Origin of the sequence: Pseudomonas purpurea (assembly GCF_039908635.1) — a bacterium.
Lineage (GTDB): Bacteria > Pseudomonadota > Gammaproteobacteria > Pseudomonadales > Pseudomonadaceae > Aquipseudomonas > Aquipseudomonas purpurea.
The window spans coordinates 2,090,843-2,112,508 of sequence record NZ_CP150918.1 but is presented as its reverse complement, the minus strand read 5'-3'; the positions used below and the strand labels follow the sequence as shown (position 1 = coordinate 2,112,508).

Sequence of the window (21,666 nt, the reverse complement as noted above, 5' to 3'; positions counted from 1 at the left end):
ACCGAGCGCTTGCTTGGTTTTCAACAGGAATGCGTGAATCAGATAGACCGAGGCGCCTGCATCGCGAGCAAGCTCGCTCCCACAGTTGACCGAATTGTCCTGTCGAATGCGGTCTAATGTGGGAGCGAGCTTGCTCGCGATGGCGTCAGTTCACACGCTACAAAGCGATCGGTTTACGCCCTGCGAAGGAGTGAGCCAATGTCCCGCCGTCCACCAGTTCCAGTTCGCCCCCCAACGGCACGCCGTGGGCGATGCGCGAGGCAATCAGGCCTTTATTGCTCAGCAGCTGGGCGATGTAATGCGCCGTGGCTTCACCTTCAACCGTCGGGTTGGTGGCCAGGATGACTTCAGTGAAAGTACCCGCCTCTTCGATCCGTGCCAGCAACTGCGGGATGCCGATGGCTTCAGGCCCCAAGCCATCGAGCGGCGACAAATGGCCCTTGAGCACGAAATAGCGCCCACGAAAACCGGTCTGCTCCACGGCGTAGACGTCCATCGGACCTTCCACCACGCAAAGCAACGTGTCATCGCGGCGGGTGTCCGAGCATTGCGGGCACAAATCGTCTTCGGTCAGCGTGCGGCACAGTCGGCAATGCCCCACCCCTTCCATGGCCTGGCTCAACGCCTGGGCCAGTCGCAAACCACCGCTGCGATCACGCTCAAGCAGTTGCAGTGCCATGCGCTGGGCGGTTTTCTGACCCACACCGGGCAAAGTGCGCAGGGCGTCGATCAGTTGGCGAATCAGGGGGCTGAAGCTCATGGGGGAAAGGTCCGACAAATCAACGAGACGCGGTTTATACCCGCGCCTCTCACTAGCGTCAAATACTCAGGGAAGGTGGTCTGGCAGACAACACCTTTGCAGCGGACAAAAAAATGCCAGGCGCGATGCCTGGCATTTTTAGTCCTTCCAACCCGCTTCAGCGGATCAGAATGGCAGCTTCATGCCCGGTGGCAGTTGCATGCCAGCGGTCATGCCGGACATTTTGTCCTGGCTGTTGGCTTCGATCTTGCGCACGGCGTCGTTGACGGCAGCGGCGAACAAGGCTTCCAGCATCTCCTTGTCGTCTTCGCTCAGGCCTTCAACCAGGCTTGGGTCCACGGTCACGCGCTTGACGTCGTGACGACCGGTCATCACCACGGTGACCATATCGCCACCCGCCTTGCCGGTGACTTCGGCGTTGGCCAGTTCTTCCTGCATCTTGGCCATTTTTTCCTGCATCTGCTGCGCCTGCTTCATCAGGCCGGCCATGCCACCTTTCATCATGGGAATCACCTCAAAGTACTTGGATAAAAACAGCGCCCGGCCACACAGGCCAGGCGCCTTCAGTTATTAGCCCTGGCTGACCAGAGCCTCGACAGGTTCAATAGTATCGTTACGGATCACCGCACCGAACTGCTGGATCATTTGCTGGATGAACGGATCGCCATGGATCGAGTCCTCCGCTTCACGCTGGCGGTCGGCGCGACGGCGCGAAGCGGCCTGCGCCGGGGTTTCCTGCTCGGGCTTGATCAACTCGATGCTCACCGTCAGGGTGCGCTGGTGAAACTGGTTCAGGGCATCGTTCAGGCGACGCTGCTGGGTCGGGTTGAACAGCGCGCTGTGGGCCGGGTCCAGGTGCAGCGACCAGTGGTCGCCTTCGACCGAAATCAGCGTGCAGTTGGCGGCGATGCTGCCGGTCATGCCGGAAATCGACAGTTTCGGGAACAACTCCAGCCATTGCAGCGCCAGGCCGGTGGCCGGCATCGCGGCCGGTTCAGGCTCGGGTTCCGGCGCAGGTTCAGCGGTATGTTCGCTGGCCAGATCGTCCAGGTAGCTGTAGGCCGAATCCATGTCCGGCTCGATGTAGTCTTCGTCCAGCGGTGGTTCGTCGTCCAGGTCCATGCCCGGCGTCGCCGCATCAACATCGGCCACTGAGGGCTCGGGGATCGGCGCAGCGGCCCACTCCGGTGCCTCGGGCACCACGCTGTCCGGCACAGGCGCGGGCATCGGCGTCAGGTCGGGCTGCTCGGCAATCGTCTCCAGCACTGGCTCGACGGCTGGCTGCTGAACGACTTCGGCTTCAACCGGATCGTTCCAGGGCAGGTCGATGACTTCTTCAACGACCGCCACCGGCTCAATCACTGGCTCTGGCACGACCACCGGCGCCACCGGTTCAGGCGTCGGCGCTGGCGCTGGCGCAACCACTTCGGCGATCGGCTGAACTGGCGCATCCGCCACAGGCTCGGCCACAACAGGAGCGGGAGCGACTACCGGCGCCACACGAGGTGCGACAGCCACGGAGTTTGCGGAATCAACTGTGGCCTGGCTGATCCCCACTGGCTTTAGCGGCTGCCTCGGCGCGTCGGCGGTATCCGCCGGCCGGAACGCGAGCATGCGCAGCAACACCATTTCGAAACCGCCACGCGGGTCGGGGGCCAGCGGCAAATCGCGGCGACCAATCAGGCCCATCTGGTAATAGAACTGCACGTCTTCGGCAGGCAGGGCCTGGGCCAGTGCCAACACCCGGTCGCGGTCGCCGTGGCCATTGTCGACGCCTTCCGGCAGGGCCTGGGCGATGGCGACGCGGTGCAGCACATTGAGAATTTCCGACAGCACGCCATTCCAGTCCGGGCCTTGCTCGGCCAAGTGCCGCACGGCTTCAAGCAACGCCTTGGCGTCACCTTCGATCAGCGCATGCAGCACGTCGTAGACCTGACCATGATCGAGCGTGCCGAGCATGGCACGCACGTCGGCCGCCATGACTTTGCCTTCACCGAAGGCAATGGCCTGGTCGGTGAGGCTCATGGCGTCACGCATGGAACCGTCGGCAGCACGGCCCAACAGCCACAACGCGTCGTCTTCGAACGGTACGTTCTCGACCCCCAACACGTGGGTCAAATGCTCGACCACGCGCTCCGGGGTCATGTTTTTCAGGGAGAACTGCAAGCACCGCGACAGAATCGTTGCAGGAAGCTTCTGCGGATCGGTGGTCGCCAGGATGAACTTGACGTAGGGCGGCGGCTCTTCGAGGGTTTTCAACAGCGCATTGAAGGAGTGGCTGGAAAGCATGTGCACTTCGTCGATCAGGTAGACCTTGAAGCGCCCACGACTCGGCGCGTACTGCACGTTGTCGAGCAGTTCGCGGGTGTCCTCGACCTTGGTGCGGCTCGCGGCGTCGATCTCGATCAGGTCGACAAAACGCCCCTCGTCGATTTCACGGCACACCGAGCACTCGCCACACGGCGTCGAAGTGATACCTGTTTCACAGTTCAGGCATTTGGCAATGATCCGCGCAATAGTGGTCTTGCCCACCCCGCGCGTGCCGGTAAATAAATAGGCATGGTGCAGCCGCTGGCTGTCCAAGGCATTGATCAGAGCCTTGAGCACATGGGTCTGGCCGACCATTTCGCGGAACGAGCGCGGACGCCATTTACGTGCAAGAACCTGATAACTCATCGAAAACCGTCGCGACTGGGAAGCGGAAGCCGGTAATGCTAGCGGAGCAAGGGCGAAATTGCATCCGGTGTCCTCGTCTAATCTGGCTAAGCTGCCTCATACAGGTTGTGTGAAAACTACTGCGCTCGACAACCCTGCGTTAAAAACAGGCTCGGAATGCTCATTTACAACCCGTAAATTCCGCTTCCTCGCCTGTTTTGGCCTTGTCTTGCCTTCGCTCGTTACATTTTCACACAGCCTGCATGGGCGGCTTTTTCTCGACCTCGCAGTGTTCTCGCCGGAGCGTTTATGCGTTCAACCCTGGGGGCTTTGCTGTTGATCTGCGCCAATGGCGTTGCCAGCGAGGCGCCCTTGCGTTTCTCGATAGCCGACAGCTGGGCCATGCCCATGGTGCAAATCGAACGTGGCCGACCGGTCCAGGGCATCTTGCACGACGTGATGCTCAGCCTGGCCACCCAGGTGGGTCGCCCCGCCGAATTCCATGTGCTGGCCCGCGCGCGGGTGCAAAGCGCGATGGAGCACGGTGAAATTGATATTCGCTGTTACACCGCACAATCCTGGCTGCCGAATCAGTCCGGCGACTACCTCTGGAGCGTCCCGTTGTGGTTTCAGCGCGACCTGCTGATCAGCAGCGATCCCGCGCCGGTAACCCTCGCCAACCTGACGACGCAACCGGTCGGCACCGTGCTCAGCTACCGCTACCCGACCCTGCAACCGTTGTTCGACAACGGCCGATTGCAACGCGACGATGCACGCAGTCAGGATCAGGTGCTGCAAAAGCTCCTGGCCGGCCGCTATCGTTATGCCGTCAGCAATCAATGGACACTGGACTGGCTCAACCATCAATTGCTGCCCGAGCGGCAATTGCATGCCGTTGCGGTGTTGCAGGAGCAAAACGTCGGTTGCTACGTGCGCAATGACCCCACACTGCCGGTGCAACTGATTTTGCAGACCCTGTTGAAGATGAAAATGTCAGGCGAGATCGGCGACATCATCAAGCTCTACACCGGCACCGACGACGCCTCGCACACTGCGCCTGCGCCCTGAACCGCCTGCGCCAGCCACTGGGCAGGCGCCACAAACGCTGCAACCCAGCCAGGCACCTCGCTGGCCGGCATCGGCCGGGCAATGAAGTAGCCCTGCGCCACCTCACAACCCAGGCGCAGCAGCAATTGGCCGTGCTCAAGACTTTCCAGGCCCTCGGCAATCACTTCCCGGCCAAACGCCCGGGCCAGTCCGATCACCGCCGTGGTCAGGGCCAGGTCGTCGCGATCATGCAGAATGTCGCGCACGAATGATTTGTCGATCTTGATGGTTTGCGTGCGCAGCCGTTTCAAGTAGCTGAGCGACGAGTAACCCGTACCGAAGTCCCCCAGGGAGAATTTCACGCCCAACGCCTGACACGCCTGCAAACAGGCGCTGACGTGCTGGATATTCTCCACCGCCACCGACTCGACAATCTCCAGGTCGAGCAACTGCGGCGCAACGTGCGGGTGACGCTCAAGCACACCTTTGAGGCGCTCGACAAAATCGGTCCGCTGAAAATGCCGCGCCGCGATGTTCACACTGACCGGCCAGCTCTGCCCCGCTGCCTGCCAGCGTTCGAGCAGCGCCATGACCTGCTCCATCACCCATTCGCCGATATCGACAATCAGGTCCGTCTCTTCCACCAGCGGCAGAAACTCCTTGGGAGGCACCACGCCGTTGTGCGGGTGCTCCCAGCGCAGCAACGCCTCGAACCCCACCACCTCGCCGCAGCGCATATTGACCTTAGGTTGAAAGTGCAGGCACAACTCACCACCGACCAGCGCCTGTCGCACGCGCTCGACGGTTTGATGAGTCGCCTTGACCTCGCGGTCGCGCAGCACATCGAATAAATGAAAACGGTTGCGCCCACCCTGCTTCGCCACATACATGGCCTGGTCCGCATGGCGCAGCAAGGTTTGCGCGTCTTCGTTATCCAGCGGAAACAAGGTGACGCCAATGCTGGCAAACACATTGATGTCCTTGCCCAGGATCGAGTACGGCGTGGAAATCACCCCCAGCACCCGGTGCAGCGCCGCACGCAGTTCGGGGAGGTCACGCACATAACGCAGGATCAGCACGAACTCGTCACCGGCCAACCGCGCCACCACGTCTTCACCCCGCACGATGCCGCGCAAGCGCTTGGCCACTTCCACCAGCAACATATCGCCGCTGGCGTGGCCGTAACCGTCATTCACTGCCTTGAAGCCGTCGAGATCGAGCATGCACACCGCCAGCGGAATGTTCTCCTTGCGGGAGAACTCCAGGGCCTGGTCGAGCAACTCGGAAAGGAACGCCCGGTTGGGCAGGCCGGTCAGCACATCATGGCCGACCCGCCATTGCAGAGACTGCAACACCCGGCGCTTTTCGCTGATGTCGAAGCGAATCGACAGGTAGCGGCTCACCCGTCCGGTGGCCTCATCAAGGATCGGCACCATGGTGCTGTCGACCCAGTACAGGCTGCCGTCCTTGGCGCGGTTGCAGATTTCACCCTTCCAGACTTTTCCCTGGGCGATGGTGCGCCACATGGTCGCGAAGAAGTCTGCGGCATGCAGGCCGGAATTGAGGATTCGGTGATTGGCGCCCAACAACTCTTCACGGCTGTAGCCCGACACCGTGCAAAACAGGTCGTTGGCGTAGGTGATCCGGCCGGCCAGGTCGGTTTCGGAAAAGATGGCGGCGGCATCCACGGCCCTACGGTACTTCTCATCCATGAGTCAGGCTCACTGTGGCTAGCGGGTACACCGCTCGACCAGGGCATAACGCCCGGAAGAGATGTACGGAACGGCTTCGCAACGACAAAGATCAACTAGGATCAAATAAGGCATCAGGTCACACTGAAAGACGCGGCGTTGGCGTCGATAAATGCATTGATGGCACCACGGCCAATCTTCGGCCTGCATCAGTGTGCAAAACGCAATGAATTCCTGTTTCGCAGACCCCGGCTTCTGAAACCAGGTCACCAAATGCCCGTCCGAAGCGCCGATTCTACGAAATACATCACATTTTGCAAAGCAAGGTGATGAATCATGCAGTTGTCTAATGCAAAAATCTATCGTTAAGTTCTTGATTCTAAATGGGAATTGAGCGATGCAAATTTCAAGTTTGGGTGCAGCCATCAGACGCTATCGCAAGGTAGCGGGGCTTACTCAGGCTGAACTCGGTGAAAAAACCGGTTTTGACCCTAAAACCATCAGCCGCTTCGAAACCGGCACCTACACCCCCAGCGTTGAAGCCCTGTTCCTGTTTGCCGATGCACTGGGGGTAAAGCTGAAAGCCTTCTTCGCGGATCTGGGCGACGAAGATGAACAGCGGGCGTATTTGTTCGGTGTCATACACAAAGCGACCCCGAAGGATCTGGGAAAGCTGATCGCAGCGGTAGACCAGGCCTTGTCCAAGCCTTAGTGCCATTAATAAAAAGGCAGATCTGTCGAATCGACACATCTGCCTTTTGCTTGCAAGCGCCTTAAAAATACCCGACCCAGCATTGAAGATCGTGCATCGATAGTGGCCATCCGATATTCTCCGCGCGAAATTAATTCAAAATGTAAGGGAATACGATGAAACACCTTCGCCCAATCCTCTTGGCAGCACTGCTGTGCGCACTTCACGCCCCCGCGCAGGCGGCCAGCAACCCTGCGCCGGCAACCGCTGAAGCGGCCCAGGTGCAGCAAACGCCCCAGCAGTTTCTCGCCACCTTGAAGCAACAACACGGCACCATCACCCTGCCCACCGGCATTGCGACGCTGAAACTCAATGACGAGTTTTACTACCTGGACCCGAAGGACGCCGAACGCTTGCTGACCGAGGGCTGGGGTAACCCGCCCGGCCACAAGACCTTGGGCATGATCATTCCAAAAGCCGTGAACCCACTGACCGCCAGCGGTTGGGGCGTGATCGTCAGCTACAAGGACGACGGGCATGTTTCTGACGAAGATGCGGCAAAAATCGACTATGCCGACCTGCTAAAACAAATGCAGGAAGAGGACGAGGAAGACAACAAGGAGCGTCAGAAGCAGGGCTACGCCGGCCTGCACTTGCTGGGCTGGGCCGAGCAACCGCATTACGACGAAACCAGCCACAAAATGTACTGGGCCCGGGAATTGAAATCCGACGATGCCGAAGACAGTACGCTGAACTACAGCATTCGGGTGCTCGGCCGCAAAGGCGTCCTGGAATTGAACGCCGTGGCCGCCATGGCGGACCTGCCGACCATCAAAAAAGAACTGCCTAAAGTCATCGCCTTCACCAACTTTACCGACGGCAACCTGTACACCGACTACAGCCCTGGCACCGACAAACTGGCGTCTTATGGCCTGGCGGCATTGGTGGGCGGCGGTCTCGCGGCGAAGGCTGGATTGTTTGCCAAGATCGGCATCTTCCTGCTGGCAGCGAAGAAATTCCTGATCGTTGGGCTGGTAGTGATCGCAGGCTTCGTGCGCAAGCTGTTCAGCCGCAAGTCGTCTTAAGGCCATCGACCTTCTGCACTGCCGGTGACGCCGGCAGCGCAGGACAAGCAAAACCCACGCACGACAAATCCGCTGCATGACAGCGCAGCAGATAACAAAGAATTAGATTTTAGAACGAGACGTATCAGAGGGTGTTGCGCGCGCAAGCCTCGAATCGGAGGGCTTGGCGATTATGGAGGCAACCCCACCAGCCACACCCCGGCACACAATGTTCCCGCTGTGGCTGCTGCCTTCCGGCTCTGACCAGGTTCACGGGTAATCGTTGCGGGGGGACCGATGGGGTCACCATAACGACGCTCACCTGTCGGTGAGCCGCGCCATTGTACCTATCTGAGGAGAACTTACAACCGTTGGTTCAGGATTAAAAATATGAGAGGGTTCAAGCACTTGCTACTGTGCCTGGACGACCTCATCCACCCGCCCGCCTTCCTGCTGGATAACCAGGTGAATGAAATGCAGCTTGGCGATCACGGCTGATGGCAGCACGAACGGATAAAAATCCGGCTGACCCATGCTGCGCGACAACTCGTTGAGCATGCCGGCCAGTTCGATCCAGGCATTCACGAACGCAAGAAACGCAACGCCACCGGGATGCTGCGAATCGTAGAGCGTGCCGAGGGGAAACGGCTGATAGTCGAAATCCATCTCCCGTGCGCTCATGCCAAATCCAAGGGCGGTATCTACCGCATCCATCATGTGCAGGTAATGCGCCCAGGTTTCCGCCCAATCCTCCCAAGGATGCATGGTCGCGTAGGCGCTCACGTGGCTTTGCTGCCAGCCCGTTGGCGCACCCTCCTGGTAATGCCGCGCCAGCGCCTCGGCGTAACTGGCGCGCTCGTCACCGAACACACCGCGAAACGGCTCCAGCCAAGGGCCTTTGGCAATCAGGCGATCCCAATAGTAATGCCCCACCTCATGGCGAAAATGCCCGAGCAAGGTTCGATACGGCTCATGCATTTGCAGGCGTACCCGCTCACGATGAGCATCATCGGCTTCTTTGATGTCCAGGGTAATCAGTCCATTGGCATGGCCGGTGATTGGCGCCCTGCCCTCAAGGTCGACACCGACAAAATCAAACGCCAGGCCGCAGCTTTCATCGACCGACTTGGGGATCACCTGCAAACCCAGGCTGACCAATTGCGCGACCAGACGACGCTTGGCAATTTCGACTTTGCGCCAACGCTCAAGGTTGTCGGGGATCGACAGGTCGGGAATGGTCCTATTCAGGCTGCACGCAATGCACTGCGCACCCGGCGCATCGACCGCAAGCAGCCAGTTGCACGCCGCTGGCGTATCGAGATTGGCACAGCGCCGAAACAGCCTCGCCTCGGGCTCGGCATCGAGCTGCCAGGTTCCGGGGGCAAATCCAGGGGTGAGTGATGACAAACGACTGCGCTCGGGCTGATAACCCAAGAATGCCGAGCACGCCAGGCACTGACTGTTACGAAAGAACAGCGACTGCCCGCAACGGCAATGCCACGCCTTGCCGCTGCGTGAGCTTTCGTGGGTAGAAGGCGCGGTGATGCGGGCGCTGAGCTGCTCGAAATAGCGAAACATGGCGATCTCTCCCTGAGACCTGCCAAGACTAGATCATCCTCACACCACCATCGTTCCCACATTGTGGCGAAGGAGCTTGCTCCCGTTCGTCTGCGTAGCAGGCGCCCGTACCAAGGGGATCGCTGCGCGCTCCAGCGGGAGCAAGCTCCCTCGCCACATACTCGGTGTCAGACCGGAATATCGTGATCCTTCAGAAACGCGACAAACGCTTCTTCGTCCAACACCTTCAACCCCAGCTCATTGGCCTTGGCCAACTTGGAGCCGGCGCCGGGACCTGCCACCACACAGTGGGTCTTCGCCGAAACAGAACCGGCAACCTTCGCACCCAGACTTTCGAGTTTGTCCTTGGCCACATCGCGACTCATCAGCTCCAGCGAGCCCGTCAGGACCCACGTCTGACCGGCCAGCGGCAGGCCTTCGACGACTTTCTTCTCGCTGTGCCAATGCATGCCGAAATCACGCAATTGCTGCTCGGCCCCCAGCGCCAGTTGCCGGTTTTGCTCGACGGCGAAGAACTCCCGAACCGCATTGGCCTGCTTTTCCGGCAGCGCTTGACGCATGTCCAGCCAATCGGCCTCGATGACCGCTTGCAGCGAGCCGAACTTGTCGGCGAGCTTCTGTGCCCCGCCCGGCCCGACCGACGGAATGTGCAGCTTGTCGATCATCCCGCCCAATGTGGTGCTGGCCGCAAACTCGGCGCCCAGTTCACCCTGATCCTGAATCTGGAGACCATGCGTGAGCAGCTCTTCGATCACCTGCTGGTTATGCGCATCCGTAAAGAAGCTATGAATCTCGTAGGCGACTTCCAGCCCGACATCCGGCAAGTACGTCAGTACTTCGGGCAACGCCTGCTGAACCCGCTCCAGCGACGCCAACGAGCGCGCCAGGACCTTGGCTGTCTCTTCACCGACATCCGGAATACCGAGGGCGTAGATGAACCGGGCCAGGCCCGGCTTTTTACTGTCGGCGATGGCACTCAGCAGGTTCTTGCTCGACAACTCGGCAAAACCTTCCAGGTCGACGATTTGCTCGAAGGTCAAGGCGTAGAGGTCTGCCGGCGAGTTCACCAGACCTTCATCGACCAGTTGCTCGACAATCTTCTCCCCCAGCCCTTCGATGTCCAGCGCCCGGCGCGAAACGAAATGAATGATCGCCTGCTTGAGCTGCGCACCACACGCCAGACGCCCGACGCAGCGATACACCGCGCCCTCGCTGACGGTTTCGCGGCCCTTGCTGCGCTTGACCAGTTGCGTGCGCTCGACATGGGAACCACAGACCGGGCAGCTCTCGGGAATCTGCACCGCCCGGGCGTCCTCCGGGCGACGCTCGATGACCACTTGCACCACTTGCGGGATCACGTCACCGGCGCGACGGATGATCACCGTGTCGCCGATCATCAAGCCCAGACGCGCCACTTCGTCCATGTTGTGCAAGGTGGCATTGGACACGGTGACACCCGCGACCTTGACCGGTTTCAGGCGTGCGACCGGCGTCACCGCACCGGTTCGGCCGACCTGGAATTCCACATCGAGCAGCTCGGTGAGCTCTTCCATCGCCGGGAATTTATGAGCAATTGCCCAGCGCGGCTCGCGAGCGCGGAAACCCAGTTCACGCTGGGAAGCAATGCTGTTGACCTTGAACACCACACCGTCGATTTCATACGCGAGCCCATTGCGGCGCTCGCCAATGTCACGGTAATAGTCCAGGCATTCGTCGATTCCGCGGGCCAGTTTCAGCTCACGGCTGACTGGCATCCCCCATACTTTGAGTTGCTGCAAATTACCGATGTGGGTGTCGGCAATGTCCGCCGAGACCTGACCGATGCCATAGCAACAGAACTCCAGCGGACGACTGGCGGTAATCTTCGAGTCCAGTTGGCGCAGACTGCCCGCCGCCGCGTTGCGCGGGTTGGCGAAGGTCTTGCCACCAACTTCCAGCTGCGTCGCGTTGAGCCGCTCGAAACCGGCCTTGGACATGAACACTTCGCCACGCACTTCCAGCGTCGCCGGCCAGCCACTGCCTTGCAGCTTGAGCGGAATGTTGCGCACCGTGCGCACATTGACGCTGATGTCTTCACCGGTGGTGCCGTCGCCGCGCGTGGCGCCGCGTACCAGCACGCCGTCCTGATACAACAGGCTCACCGCCAGGCCATCGAGTTTTGGCTCGCAGCTGTACTCAACCGCCGCGCCACCGCCAAACAAATCGCCCGCCGGCAGGTCCAGACCTTCGGTGACCCGACGATCGAACTCGCGCATGTCGGTTTCTTCGAACGCGTTGCCGAGACTGAGCATCGGCACTTCGTGCCTGACCTGAGTGAACGCCGACAGCGCCGCGCTGCCCACGCGCTGGGTCGGTGAATCAGAGGTGACCAGCTCGGGGTTGGCCGCTTCCAGCGCCTTGAGCTCGTGGAACAACCGGTCGTACTCGGCGTCTGGAATGCTCGGCTCGTCGAGTACGTGGTAACGGTAGTTGTGCTGATCCAGCTCAGCACGCAGCGCTAGGATGCGGTTTTCGGCGGCGGTCATGGGTGTTCTCTCATAAAGCAAAAGAGCAGCCGAGGCTGCTCAATTTTTTAAATACAGTAGCTCACAGCTAAAGACACTGTGGCGAGGGAGCTTGCTCCCGCTTGGCTGCGAAGCAGTCGTAAATCCTGTAATCGTGTTTTATCTGACACAACGGGCTGGCTTAGGGGCTGCTCGCAGCCCAACGGGAGCAAGCTCCCTCGCCACAAGGGCCCGCTCAAGCCTTTGAATCAACGCTTCTGGGTCAGGGCGCGACGTTCGAATTCAACGATGCGTTGACGGTAGTGCTCGATAGTCTGGGCGGTCAGCACGCTGCGCTGATCGTCCTTGAGTTCGCCATTGAGCTCCTGGGACAGTTTGCGTGCAGCGGCGACCATCACGTCGAACGCCTGCTTCGGATGACGCGGGCCTGGCAAGCCGAGGAAGAAGCTCACGGCCGGGGTGCTGAAGTGGTCGATGTCGTCCAGATCAAAAATACCTGGCTTGACCGCATTGGCCATCGAGAACAGCACTTCGCCATTGCCCGCCATGCTTTCATGACGATGGAAAATATCCATCTCGCCGAACCGCAGACCGCTTTCCAGAATGTTCTGCAACAGCGCCGGGCCTTTGAAGCCAGCAGCGTCACGGCAGATCACGCTGATGACCAACACTTCTTCAGCTTGCGGTTGATCCTTGTCCACGGCCGGGCTCGACGCTTTGCCCTCGTCCGGGAAATCATCATCGCGGCTGTTGAAGCTCGGGCCACCGTCCAGGTCCAGGTTCAGGTTCAAATCGCCCTGGGCCGGCTCACCACTGCGCTTGCCACGCTTGGAGCCCGACTCACGCGGCTCTCTGGCCGGCATGCTGACCGACGGCAGATCGTGCTCGTCGAGCAACGGTTCTTTATGGGTGTCCAGCACACGGGGCGGGCCCAGCAGCTCGGCGCCGGCGTCTTCTTCCGGCAGGTTCGACAGGCTTCGGTCCAGACGGAACTTGAGCTTGCCCTTGCCGCCGCGCATGCGCCGCCAGCCATCAAAAAGAATACCGGCAATAACAATAATGCCGATGACGATCAGCCACTCGCGCAGACCGATTTCCATGTAATCCCGTGCCTCTATAAAAAATGCTGATAAATAAGGGGTTTAGCAACGTGCAAACCGCTTTAAAACGTGGCGCCAACTCTATGTTCTGACTGGCGTTTTGCCACGCACACGAAAAATTGACATTAAACTAGCACGACCAAAGATAACTTTACACCGTCCGTCACAATAGCTTGGGCCAATATGTCGATTGGCCAGCATTCTTCACAGGTAAAAAGCCTTACTTCCTGCCAATACATGCCTTGTTCGCCATGAACTCAGGCGTCCACCATCGCCATCGCCTCCTCGACATCCACCGCCACCAGACGCGAACAACCCGGCTCGTGCATCGTGACCCCCATCAACTGGTCAGCCATTTCCATGGCGATCTTGTTGTGGGTGATATAGATGAACTGCACCGTCTGCGACATCTCTTTAACCAGCCTTGCATAACGTCCAACGTTAGCGTCATCCAGCGGTGCGTCAACTTCGTCGAGCATGCAGAACGGCGCCGGATTCAACTTGAAGATGGCAAATACCAGCGCCAACGCCGTCAGGGCTTTTTCGCCACCGGACAACAAATGAATGGTGCTGTTCTTCTTCCCGGGCGGACGCGCCATGATCGTTACCCCTGTATCGAGTAGATCTTCGCCCGTCAGTTCCAAATAAGCGCTGCCGCCACCGAAAACTTTTGGAAACAAGGCCTGCAAGCCACCGTTGATCTGATCAAAGGTGTCCTTGAAGCGATTGCGGGTTTCCTTGTCGATCTTGCGGATAACGTTTTCCAGCGTATCGAGGGCCTCTACCAGGTCGGCGTCCTGCGCATCCAGATACCGCTTGCGCTCGGACTGCTGCTGATACTCGTCGATGGCCGCGAGGTTGATCGCGCCCAGTCGCTGAATGCGTGCCGCAATGCGTTCGAGTTCTTCTTCGGCTTCTTTTTCATTAGCCTCGGCCACCAGCGTGGCAAGCACACCGTGCAGATCGTAGCCGTCTTCGAGCAACTGGTCCTGCAAGGTTTTGCGACGCACGGTCAGGGCTTGCCATTCCATACGCTGCTGTTCGAGCTGGCCACGAATCAACTGGGATTGCTGTTCGGCCTGACTGCGACGCTTCTCGGCGTCACGCAGTTCGCGGTCAGCATCTTCCAGGGCGATCTGTGCAGTTCTCAATTCCTCATCAACGCTCATGCGCTTGTCGAGCAACTCTTCAAGCTTGAGCCGCAACTCTTCAAGCGGCGCTTCGCCCTCTTCCAGGTTGAGGCTCAGTTGTTCGCGTTTTTCGGTCAGGCGCTCGGACTGCAATTCCAGCCGTTCCAGCGCCTGACGGGTTGAATCGTGTTGTGCCTTGAGCGAGCCCAGGCGCACCGCCAATTGGTGCGCGTGGTCTTTATGCTGGCGGGCTTCCTGTCGCACCCGATCCAGGCGCTCGCGCAAGCTGTCGCGCTGGGCCAGCAGCAACTCGCGCTGCTCGGTGTCGAGCGCCATGCTGTCGAGAGCTTCCTGCAACTGCAGGCGCGATTCGCCGACCTGTTCGTGTTCCAGCGCACGCTGCTCGCTCAATTCACCCAGTTCTTCGTCGAGACGGGTGCGACGCAGCGTCAGTTGTTCGGCCTTGGCCTTGCCGGCAGACAACTGGGCTTTCAATTCACCCTGCTGACGCGCTTCGTCTTGCAGCAAACGGCGCAGATGTTCGCGACCGTTATCTTGCTGACGCTGCTGGGCACGCAGGTTCTGCAAGGTGGTTTCCAGGGTTTCGACGGTCGCTTCGCGCTCTTCGCGCTCAAGCCCCAGACGCTGGATTTCCTGCCCGCGCGCCAGCACGCCGCTCTCGGCTTCACTGGCCCGGCGCACGCGCAAAAAGTGCCGACCGACCCAATAACCGTCGCGGCTGATCAGGCTTTCGCCGAACGCCAACTGACCGCGCAAGGCCAACGCCTGCTCAAGACTGTCTACCGGTTTGATCTGCCCCAGCCACGGCGACAGATCCATCTGCGCCTCGACCTTGTCGAGCAGGCTGCCGGGAATCCGCACGCCGTCACTGACCGGGCTGATCAGGCGCAGATCGCCCTGGGCAAACCCGGACAGATCGAAACCGCCAAAGTCATCCACCAACACCGCTTGCAGGTCGGCGCCGAGCACGGTTTCCACCGCCAGCTCCCAACCTGCTTCAACCTTCAAGCCTTCAGCCAGACGCGGGCGCTCGGCCAGGTTCTGCTCGCGCAACCACTCGGCGGTGCCGGTGCCCGGATCCAGCGCTGCTTGCTGCAAGGCTTCCAGCGAAGCCAGGCGGCCATTGAGTCGCTGCAAATCGCCCTGGGCCTGCTGCTGGTTTTGCAGGGCCAACTGCAACTCTTGGCGTAATTGCTCAAGCCGCTCGACCTGGGCCTCTTCACTCGCCTGCAAATCTTCCAGGGTGGCTTCACTGGCCGCGAGCTGCTCGCTGAGGTCGAGGATCGCCGCGTCTTCCGGGTCCGCCGACAACAAGTCGCGTTCCTCGGTCAAGCGACGCTGACGCTCAGCCAGACGCTCCATGCTGGTTTCCAACTGCTGGATGCGCGACTGCTGCACCTCCGCCTGACGGCGCGGCTCGGCGGCGGTCAGGTTGAACGTGTCCCACTGCTCCTGCCAGCCGTGCATGGTGGTTTCGGATTCTTCCAGGGCGGCGGCGGCTTCTTCGGCAGCGGCGCTGGTGACCTCCTGCTCGGGCGTGAGCATGTCCAGCTCTTCGCCCAAGGTCAGCAGCAAGGTGCGGTCATGGCCCAAATGGGATTCGGTTTCCAGCCGTGCCCGCTCGGCTTCTTTCAGGTCGTCCTGCAATTGGCGCAACCGCTGCTGGCCGTGCTGGATGCTCTGCTCGACCCGAGCGATGTCGCCGCCGACCGAATAGAAACGTCCTTGCACCAGGTTGAAGCGCTCGGACAAGTCGTGATGCCCGTCACGCAGCCGTTCGATGCTCGCGTCGGCGTTGCGCTGCTCGGCCACCAGCGCTTCGAAGCTGATTTCCTGGTTGCCAATGATCGCTTCGCGCTGGCCGACCTGCTCGTTCAACGCCTGCCAGCGCAATGCCGACAGTTGAGCCTTGAGCTGGCGCTCTTCGGCCTTGTACTCCTGATACTTCTCGGCGGCCTGGGCCTGGCGGTGCAGGCGTTCGAGCTGACGCTCCAGCTCTTCACGCAGGTCGGTCAGGCGCGCCAGGTTTTCATGGGTGCGGCGGATGCGGTTTTCAGTCTCGCGCCGACGCTCCTTGTACTTGGAGATCCCCGCCGCTTCTTCGATGAAGTTGCGCAGGTCTTCGGGTTTGGCTTCGATCAGCTTGGAGATCATCCCCTGCTCGATGATCGAGTAGCTGCGCGGCCCCAGGCCGGTGCCGAGGAAGATGTCGGTAATGTCGCGACGACGGCATTTGGTGCCGTTGAGAAAGTAGGTGTTCTGGCTGTCGCGGGTGACTTTTCGACGAATGGAGATTTCCGCGTAGGCAGCGTACTCGCCGATCAACGTGCCGTCGGAGTTATCGAACACCAGCTCGATACTCGCCTGGCTCACTGGTTTGCGACTGGTGGAGCCGTTGAAGATGACGTCGGTCATCGACTCGCCACGCAGGTTTTTTGCCGAACTCTCGCCCATCACCCAGCGTACGGCGTCGATGATGTTCGACTTGCCGCAACCATTGGGCCCGACCACCGCCGCCATGTTACTGGGGAAGTTCACCGTGGTCGGGTCGACGAAGGATTTGAACCCCGCCAGTTTGATGCACTTGAGCCGCACGCTCAGGCAGCCGGCAACGCAGACAGCACCAGGTCGCAGCTGCGCTGGGCATACGCCGAGAGCACCGTACGGATCTGCGGCAGATCACGGGCAATCACGGCGGCGAGCAACCGTTCAAACAGTTCGAGGAACTCGCTCATCTCGGCCTTGCGCTGTTCCAGGGCGAGGAAATACGCACGGCTCATGGCCGGCTGCAAGTTCTCGACGGTTTCCTGCAAGTACGGGTTGTTGGCGAATGGATACGCAGCGCGCATCACGTTGAAGCTGTCTTCGACAAACGCACGGATGTCCTGACGCTCATAGCTGGCGCCCAGCCGCTGCTGGATATGCAGGAACGGCGCCATGTCCGCCTGAAGCGCCCAGCCGCTGGCCACCGCATTACCGAGCAGGATGTACAACTCGCTCATCAGCGTGCACAGGCTGCGCACCTTGTGCGCGGTGAGTTCGGTCACGTGGGCGCCACGGCGCGGCAGGATCGCGATCAGGTGCCGGCGCTCGAGGATCAGCAAGGCTTCGCGGACCGAGCCGCGGCTGACATTGAGGGCCAGCGTGACCTTCTGTTCCTGGATGCGCTCTCCCGGCTTGAGGTCGCCGCGAATGATGCGTTCGGCGAGGTGGTGAGCGATTTGCTCGGCGAGGCTGTCCGGCGCCTTGAACGTCATGGTTTTCCTTCAAACTCTTCGATCTGCACAAGCGGCGCAGTGTAGCGCACTTGCCGGGTCATGGCCGAGTGCCCACGGGGTGGTTTTTGGCACGATTCAAGCAAAAAGCGAGGTATCCCGAGAGGGTCAATAATGAAAGGAACGGTTGTTGATCGACAAAACCGAACTTCCTGACCTTTAAGTCAGAAAATCATTGACCGAAAAGTCAGACCTGATAAATTCGGCCCACGTCGCTTAACAACAATAATGAGTCTGCGAGGCCTTCCGTGATCCAGTTTTTACTTAACCAGGAACTCCGTAGCGAGCACGCCCTGGACCCGAACCTGACCGTGTTGAACTACCTGCGCGAACATGTGGGCAAGCCCGGCACCAAAGAAGGCTGCGCCAGCGGTGACTGTGGTGCCTGCACCGTGGTGGTGGGCGAATTGCAGACCGATGAAGCCGGCGGCGAACACATTCGCTATCGCAGCCTCAACTCATGCCTGACATTTGTGTCGTCGTTGCACGGCAAACAGCTGATCAGCGTCGAAGACCTCAAGCACCAAGGCCAACTGCACAGCGTGCAAAAAGCCATGGTCGAGTGTCATGGTTCGCAATGCGGCTTTTGCACTCCGGGTTTTGTCATGTCGCTATTCGCGCTGCAAAAAAACAGCGATCAACCCGATTCCCATAAAGCCCACGAAGCCCTCGCCGGCAACCTCTGCCGATGCACCGGCTATCGGCCGATCCTCGCCGCCGCCGAACAGGCGTGCTGCGGCAAGCAACCCGACCAGTTCGATGCGCGGGTCGCCGACACCATCGCGCAGCTAAAAGCCATCGCGCCGACCGAAACCGGCGAGCTGAACAGTGGCGACAAGCGTTGCCTGGTGCCGCTGACCGTCGCTGATCTTGCCGACCTGTATGACGCCTATCCGCAAGCACGACTGCTGGCGGGCGGCACTGACCTGGCGCTGGAAGTCACGCAGTTCCACCGCACGCTGCCGGTGATGATTTACGTCGGCAACGTTGCCGAAATGAAGCGCATCGAGCGCTTCGACGATCGCCTGGAAATCGGCGCCGCCACCGCCCTCTCCGACTGCTACGACGCCCTCAAGGCCGAGTACCCGGACTTCGGCGAGTTGCTGCAACGTTTCGCCTCCTTGCAGATTCGCAACCAGGGCACGCTGGGCGGCAACATTGGCAACGCCTCGCCGATTGGTGACTCGCCACCGCTGCTGATCGCGCTCGGTGCACAGATCGTGCTGTGCAAGGGCGAAACCCGTCGCACGATGGCGCTGGAAGACTATTTCATCGACTACCGGGTGACAGCACGCCAGGAAAGCGAGTTCATCGAAAAGATCATTGTGCCGCGTGCCAGCGCTGCACAACTGTTTCGCGCCTACAAGGTTTCCAAGCGTCTGGACGATGATATTTCTGCGGTCTGCGCGGCATTCAACCTGCGCATCGAAAACGGTGTGATCGCCGATGTCCGCGTCGCCTTCGGCGGCATGGCCGCCACACCCAAACGCGCAAAAAGCTGCGAGGCCGCACTGCTCGGCGCGCAGTGGGGTTCACTTTCTCAAGGGCAGGCCACCGTCGAACGCGCCTGCGCCGCCCTGGCCGAAGATTTCACGCCGCTCTCGGACTTCCGGGCGAGCAAGGAATACCGCCTGCTGAGCGCGCAAAACCTGCTGCGTAAATACTTCATCGAACTGCAAACACCGCACATCGAGACTCGGGTGACCGCTTATGTCTAACCATCACACCGTCGAGAAGACCCAGGCCGAACTGGCCGAACTGTTTGCCAGGGACCTGACCACCGGCGTGGGCCGCAGCGTCAAGCACGACAGCGCCGACAAACATGTGTCCGGTGAAGCGCAGTACATCGATGACCGACTGGAATTCCCGAACCAGTTGCACGTTTACGCCCGGCTGTCGGACCGCGCCCACGCGAAAATCATCAGCATCGATACCCAGCCCTGCTACGCCTTTGAAGGCGTGCGCATCGCCATTACCCACGAGGATGTACCGGGTCTGAAAGACATCGGCCCGCTGCTGCCGGGCGATCCGTTGCTGGCTATCGACGACGTACAATTCGTCGGCCAACCGGTGCTCGCCGTCGCGGCAAAAGATTTGGAAACCGCACGCAAAGCGGCGATGGCGGCGATCATCGAATACGAAGACCTGGAACCGGTGCTCGACGTGGTCGAAGCCTTGCGCAAGCGCCACTTCGTGCTCGACAGCCACACCCACAAGCGCGGTGATTCGGGGACTGCGCTGGCCACCGCCGAACACCGGATTCAGGGCACGCTGCACATCGGCGGCCAGGAACACTTCTACCTGGAAACCCAGATCTCGTCGGTGATGCCGACCGAAGATGGCGGGATGATCGTCTACTGCTCGACCCAGAACCCCACCGAAGTGCAAAAACTGGTGGCCGAAGTGCTGGACGTGTCGATGAACAAAATCGTCGTCGACATGCGCCGCATGGGCGGCGGTTTTGGCGGCAAGGAAACCCAGGCTGCGAGCCCGGCGTGCCTGTGTGCGGTGATCGCACACCTGACCGGCCAGCCGACCAAAATGCGCTTGCCCCGGGTCGAAGACATGCTGATGACCGGCAAGCGCCACCCGTTCTACATTGAGTACGACGTGGGCTTCGACGACACCGGACGCCTGCACGGCATCCAGCTGGAACTGGCCGGCAACTGTGGTTGTTCGCCGGACCTGTCAGCCTCGATTGTTGACCGGGCGATGTTTCACTCGGACAACTCGTACTACCTGGGCGATGCGACCATCAACGGTCACCGCTGCAAGACCAACACGGCGTCGAACACCGCTTACCGTGGCTTCGGCGGCCCACAAGGAATGGTCGCTATCGAAGAGGTGATGGACGCCATCGCCCGTCACTTGGGCCTGGACCCGCTGGCCGTGCGCAAGGCCAACTACTACGGCAAGACCGAGCGCAACGTCACCCATTACTACCAGACTGTCGAGCACAACATGCTCGAGGAAATGACTGCCGAACTGGAAGAAAGCAGCCAGTACTTTGAGCGCCGCGAAGCGATCCGGCGCTACAACGCCAACAGCCCGATCCTGAAAAAAGGCCTGGCGCTGACCCCGGTCAAATTCGGCATTTCCTTCACCGCCAGCTTCCTCAACCAGGCCGGTGCGCTGATTCACGTCTACACCGACGGCAGCATTCACCTGAACCATGGCGGCACCGAAATGGGCCAGGGCCTGAACACCAAGGTCGCGCAAGTCGTGGCTGAAGTGTTCCAGGTGGAAATGGACCGCGTGCAGATCACCGCGACCAACACCGACAAAGTGCCGAACACCTCGCCGACCGCCGCCTCCAGCGGTGCCGACCTGAACGGCAAAGCCGCGCAGAACGCCGCTGAAATCATCAAGCAACGGCTGGTGGAGTTCGCTGCGCGCAAGTTTGAGGTCAGCGAGGAAGACGTGGAGTTCCACAACGGCCACGTGCGGGTTCGCGACCACATCCTGACCTTCGAAGCGCTGATCCAGCAGGCCTATTTCGCGCAGGTGTCGTTGTCCAGCACCGGGTTCTACAAAACCCCGAAAATCTACTACGACCGCAGCCAGGCACGTGGCCGACCGTTCTACTACTTCGCCTTTGGCGCGGCCTGCTGCGAGGTGATCGTCGACACCCTGACCGGGGAGTACAAAATGCTGCGTACCGACATCCTGCATGACGTCGGCGCCTCGCTGAACCCGGCCATCGACATGGGTCAGGTCGAAGGTGGTTTCATCCAGGGCATGGGCTGGCTGACCATGGAGGAACTGGTGTGGAACGCCAAGGGCAAACTGATGACCAACGGCCCGGCCAGCTACAAGATCCCGGCCGTCGCCGACATGCCGCTGGACCTGCGCGTGAAGCTGGTGGAAAACCGCAAGAACCCGGAAGACACGGTGTTCCATTCCAAAGCCGTGGGCGAACCGCCCTTCATGCTCGGGATCGCCGCCTGGTGCGCGATCAAGGACGCAGTGGCGAGCCTGGGCGACTACAAGCATCAACCGAAAATCGACGCCCCGGCCACACCGGAGCGGGTCTTGTGGGGCTGTGAGCAGATGCGCCAGTTGAAGGCGGTGAAAGCCGCGCAAACCGAAGTCGAGCCAGCTTCGCTGTAAGACCGAGGCGCGGCCATCGCGAGCAAGCTCGCGATGACGG

Annotated in this window: 14 protein-coding genes and 1 other RNA gene; 5 read left to right on the top strand and 10 right to left on the bottom strand. The window is 60.4% G+C overall.

All coding sequences use genetic code 11. The features are described 5' to 3' along the window. Nucleotides 1-157: 157 nt before the first annotated feature. The 3 genes from recR to dnaX form a co-directional block, all read right to left on the bottom strand. A complete protein-coding gene (recR, locus tag AABM54_RS09500; protein ID WP_347905075.1) occupies nucleotides 158-760 on the bottom strand; it encodes a recombination mediator RecR in 603 nt (200 codons plus the stop codon). A gap of 165 nt (nucleotides 761-925) precedes the next feature. Continuing rightward, nucleotides 926-1,264 (bottom strand): YbaB/EbfC family nucleoid-associated protein, encoded by a 339-nt coding sequence (locus AABM54_RS09495; protein WP_347905073.1) that lies wholly within the window; start codon nucleotides 1,262-1,264, stop codon nucleotides 926-928. Nucleotides 1,265-1,330: 66 nt separating this feature from the next. After that, a complete protein-coding gene (dnaX, locus tag AABM54_RS09490; protein ID WP_347905071.1) occupies nucleotides 1,331-3,436 on the bottom strand; it encodes a DNA polymerase III subunit gamma/tau in 2,106 nt (701 codons plus the stop codon). A gap of 288 nt (nucleotides 3,437-3,724) precedes the next feature. Here dnaX and AABM54_RS09485 point away from each other — a divergent pair, with 288 nt between their 5' ends. Continuing rightward, nucleotides 3,725-4,483 (top strand): transporter substrate-binding domain-containing protein, encoded by a 759-nt coding sequence (locus tag AABM54_RS09485; RefSeq protein WP_347905069.1) that lies wholly within the window; start codon nucleotides 3,725-3,727, stop codon nucleotides 4,481-4,483. Here AABM54_RS09485 and AABM54_RS09480 read toward each other — a convergent pair. After that, nucleotides 4,438-6,174: an EAL domain-containing protein gene (locus AABM54_RS09480; protein WP_347905067.1), complete on the bottom strand. Its 1,737-nt coding sequence runs from the start codon at nucleotides 6,172-6,174 to the stop codon at nucleotides 4,438-4,440. The two genes, AABM54_RS09485 and AABM54_RS09480, sit on opposite strands and share 46 nt — an antisense overlap. Nucleotides 6,175-6,550: 376 nt before the next feature. Between AABM54_RS09480 and AABM54_RS09475 the strand changes: the two genes are divergently transcribed. Continuing rightward, a complete protein-coding gene (locus AABM54_RS09475) occupies nucleotides 6,551-6,865 on the top strand; it encodes a helix-turn-helix transcriptional regulator (protein WP_347905065.1) in 315 nt (104 codons plus the stop codon). A gap of 155 nt (nucleotides 6,866-7,020) precedes the next feature. Beyond that, complete coding sequence (locus AABM54_RS09470) at nucleotides 7,021-7,929, top strand: DUF2167 domain-containing protein (RefSeq protein WP_347905063.1); 909 nt, start codon at nucleotides 7,021-7,023, stop codon at nucleotides 7,927-7,929. Nucleotides 7,930-8,111: 182 nt separating this feature from the next. Here AABM54_RS09470 and ffs read toward each other — a convergent pair. The 6 genes from ffs to AABM54_RS09440 all read right to left on the bottom strand — a co-directional run bounded on the left by ffs (nucleotide 8,112) and on the right by AABM54_RS09440 (nucleotide 17,498). Next, nucleotides 8,112-8,208: signal recognition particle sRNA small type (gene ffs, locus AABM54_RS09465), an RNA gene on the bottom strand. Between the two features lie 111 nt (nucleotides 8,209-8,319). Further along, nucleotides 8,320-9,486, bottom strand: a complete 1,167-nt coding sequence (locus AABM54_RS09460) for a putative zinc-binding metallopeptidase (RefSeq protein ID WP_347905061.1) — start codon at nucleotides 9,484-9,486, stop codon at nucleotides 8,320-8,322. Nucleotides 9,487-9,653: 167 nt separating this feature from the next. After that, entirely contained in the window at nucleotides 9,654-12,011 is a 2,358-nt protein-coding gene (ligA, locus tag AABM54_RS09455; protein WP_347905059.1) for an NAD-dependent DNA ligase LigA, read from the bottom strand. 227 nt (nucleotides 12,012-12,238) lie between these two features. Continuing rightward, complete coding sequence (gene zipA, locus AABM54_RS09450) at nucleotides 12,239-13,090, bottom strand: cell division protein ZipA (RefSeq protein WP_347905057.1); 852 nt, start codon at nucleotides 13,088-13,090, stop codon at nucleotides 12,239-12,241. 257 nt (nucleotides 13,091-13,347) lie between these two features. Next, entirely contained in the window at nucleotides 13,348-16,836 is a 3,489-nt protein-coding gene (gene smc, locus AABM54_RS09445) for a chromosome segregation protein SMC (protein WP_347905056.1), read from the bottom strand. 2 nt (nucleotides 16,837-16,838) lie between these two features. Next, nucleotides 16,839-17,498: a GntR family transcriptional regulator gene (locus AABM54_RS09440; RefSeq protein WP_347905054.1), complete on the bottom strand. Its 660-nt coding sequence runs from the start codon at nucleotides 17,496-17,498 to the stop codon at nucleotides 16,839-16,841. Nucleotides 17,499-17,764: 266 nt separating this feature from the next. Here AABM54_RS09440 and xdhA point away from each other — a divergent pair, with 266 nt between their 5' ends. Further along, entirely contained in the window at nucleotides 17,765-19,234 is a 1,470-nt protein-coding gene (gene xdhA, locus AABM54_RS09435; protein ID WP_347905052.1) for a xanthine dehydrogenase small subunit, read from the top strand. Further along, the gene (gene xdhB, locus AABM54_RS09430; RefSeq protein ID WP_347905050.1) at nucleotides 19,227-21,626 is read left to right on the top strand and encodes a xanthine dehydrogenase molybdopterin binding subunit; all 2,400 of its coding nucleotides are present in this window, start codon (nucleotides 19,227-19,229) and stop codon (nucleotides 21,624-21,626) included. Before xdhA ends, xdhB begins: the two co-directional genes overlap by 8 nt. Nucleotides 21,627-21,666: the final 40 nt, after the last annotated feature.